This is a genomic window from Streptomyces sp. RP5T, from assembly GCF_003933965.1.
Classification (GTDB): domain Bacteria; phylum Actinomycetota; class Actinomycetes; order Streptomycetales; family Streptomycetaceae; genus Streptomyces.
In genome coordinates this window covers 1-2,828 of record NZ_RSAJ01000838.1, presented here as the reverse complement: position 1 = coordinate 2,828, position 2,828 = coordinate 1, and the positions used below count along the sequence as shown (strand labels likewise).

2 protein-coding genes and 1 pseudogene are annotated in these 2,828 nt (G+C 68.6%); 1 reads left to right on the top strand and 2 read right to left on the bottom strand.

Annotated elements, in window-relative coordinates; all coding sequences use genetic code 11:
* Nucleotides 1-343: pseudogene (locus EHS43_RS41800) on the bottom strand (triacylglycerol lipase); the annotation flags it as partial.
* Between the two features lie 163 nt (nucleotides 344-506).
* On the bottom strand, nucleotides 507-977 hold the full coding sequence (locus tag EHS43_RS41795) for an RDD family protein (protein ID WP_125195708.1): 471 nt from the start codon (nucleotides 975-977) through the stop codon (nucleotides 507-509).
* Between the two features lie 200 nt (nucleotides 978-1,177).
* Here EHS43_RS41795 and glnA point away from each other — a divergent pair, with 200 nt between their 5' ends.
* On the top strand, nucleotides 1,178-2,587 hold the full coding sequence (gene glnA / locus EHS43_RS41790; RefSeq protein ID WP_125195707.1) for a type I glutamate--ammonia ligase: 1,410 nt from the start codon (nucleotides 1,178-1,180) through the stop codon (nucleotides 2,585-2,587).
* Nucleotides 2,588-2,828: the final 241 nt, after the last annotated feature.

The window sequence follows — 2,828 nt, the reverse complement described above, 5'->3', positions numbered from 1 at the left end:
CCGTGGCGCTGAGCCAGGTGCCGGTCCAGGGGGCCGCCGGGCCGGCGAGGGTGCCGGAGACGGCGACGGGCCGGCCCTGGTTGTCGGTGGAGCTGTAGAGCACCTTCCAGGCGGCCATGGCGCTGTTGCCCGGCACCTGGCTCAGCGCCACGGAACGGCAGGCCAGCACGGTGCCGGGGGTGGCCGGGACGGTGGCGGGGGGTGTGTAGACCTCCTGCTCGGCGGCCGTGCACGCGGCCGCGGCGGAGGTCCGGGGTGCCGCGGAGACGAGGCCGCCGCCCAGCAGAGCGGGGGCGAGGGCGGCGAGCGCGGCGAGGGCTGTGACGAGGGCGGATCTCTTCATCGGTCCGGAGGGTCCCTTCGCAACGGGGGAGAGTTGCTCGGGTGCCAGACGCTAGGAGCTCAGCCCCACTGACCCATAGTCAATGGCCGCGCATGTTCGTCGCCGGGACTGTCAGCGAGCGACAAAGGGGACCGCCGGTGAGCGACAGCGGCGAAGGGTGCCGTCAGATCCGCACTTCCACGGTCCTGGCGAGCCGGTCGTGCAGGCCCCGGCCGTCGCGGTCCCAGATCAGGGCCGGGACGGCGAGGCAGAGCAGGACCGTGCGCAGCAGGGCGCGCGCGGGGCTGACCCGGCCGGTCTCCAGGGCGATCACGCGCAGGCCGAACAGACGCTTGCCCGGAGTGAAGCCGATGGTGCCGACGGTGAGGGCGCTCATCAGGAAGAACACCAGCAGGGCCCAGTTCGAGGTCGCGGGATCGCCATAGCTCTGCGTGATGAGCCGGGATGCAATCAGGACGCTCATCGCCCAGTCCACGGCGAGTGCGCCCAGCCTCCTCGCGGGGCGGGCGATCGACCCGGACCCCTCCTCGGGCAGGCCGAGCTGCTGTCCGCGGTATCCGAAGTCGACACCGGCATCCTCGGCGGCCGCGCGGGGGCCGGAGAGCCACGATCCGATTGCATCCCTCTTGTCCACGCGTCCACGGTACTGCCGGCGTTTCGGGATGCGGACAGGTGGGGCCGGGTCGACGATGTCCGGTTAACTTGTGCGAAACAAATGGGTCACGCCGGAGAAACCACCCGTCCCTAGGGTCGAGGACAGCGTGTGCCACCGCACTGGCCGCACGAACGAACTACCACCCCGGTCCAGGAACGGTCGGGAGTAGGAGGAGCTGGATGTTCCAGAACGCCGACGAGGCCAAGAAGTTCATCGCGGACGAGGACGTCAAGTTCGTCGACGTCCGTTTCTGCGACCTGCCGGGCGTCATGCAGCACTTCACGCTGCCCGTCGAGGCGTTCGACCCGGACGAGGAGCTCGCCTTCGACGGCTCGTCGATCCGCGGCTTCCAGGCCATCCACGAGTCCGACATGGCGCTGCGCGCGGACCTGTCGACCGCCCGGGTCGACCCCTTCCGCCGTGACAAGACGCTGAACATCAACTTCTTCATCCACGACCCGATCACCGGCGAGCAGTACAGCCGTGACCCGCGGAACGTGGCGAAGAAGGCCGAGGCCTACCTCGCGTCGACCGGCATCGCCGACACCGCGTACTTCGGTCCCGAGGCCGAGTTCTACGTCTTCGACAGCGTGCGTTTCTCCACCTCGGCGAACGAGAGCTTCTACCACATCGACTCCGAGGCCGGCGCCTGGAACACCGGTGCGGTCGAGAACAACCGCGGTTACAAGGTCCGCTACAAGGGCGGCTACTTCCCGACCCCGCCGGTCGACCACTTCGCCGACCTGCGGGCCGAGATCTCCCTGCAGCTGGCCGCGTCCGGCCTCCAGGTCGAGCGCCAGCACCACGAGGTGGGCACCGCCGGCCAGGCCGAGATCAACTACAAGTTCAACACGCTGCTCGCCGCGGCCGACGACCTCCAGCTCTTCAAGTACATCGTGAAGAACGTGGCGTGGAAGAACGGCAAGACCGCCACCTTCATGCCGAAGCCGATCTTCGGTGACAACGGCTCGGGCATGCACGTCCACCAGTCCCTGTGGGCCGGCGGCTCCCCGCTCTTCTACGACGAGGCCGGTTACGCGGGCCTGTCGGACACCGCCCGCTACTACATCGGCGGCATCCTCAAGCACGCCCCGTCGCTGCTGGCCTTCACCAACCCGACGGTGAACTCCTACCACCGTCTGGTGCCGGGCTTCGAGGCGCCGATCAATCTCGTCTACTCCCAGCGCAACCGCTCCGCGGCCATGCGTATCCCGATCACGGGCTCCAACCCGAAGGCCAAGCGCGTCGAGTTCCGCGCGCCCGACTCCTCCGGCAACCCGTACCTGGCCTTCTCGGCGCTGCTGCTCGCGGGCCTGGACGGCATCAAGAACAAGATCGAGCCGGCCGAGCCGATCGACAAGGACCTGTACGAGCTGGCTCCCGAGGAGCACGCGAACGTCGCCCAGGTCCCGACCTCCCTCCCGGCCGTCCTCGACTCCCTCGAGGCCGACCACGAGTTCCTCCTCCAGGGCGACGTCTTCACGCCGGACCTGATCGAGACGTGGATCGACTTCAAGCGGACGAACGAGATCGCCCCGCTGCAGCTGCGTCCGCACCCGCACGAGTTCGAGCTGTACTTCGACGTGTGATCGACGCGTAGTCGGTGTCCGTACGGTGCCCCCGCCCCGGTTTCTCGGGACGGGGGCACCGTCGTATGGTTTCCGGTACGAAGGTTCGAGAACTTCCAGAACTTCGAGAACACGGACGGGGGTCTGCGGGGATGTCCGAACCGGACGACACCGAGCGGGAGTTCGACATCAGGTGGGCCGACGGGGCCGAGCACAAGGAGCCCTCGGCGCGGGCCCGCATGCTCGCCGCCCGCTGGAAGGA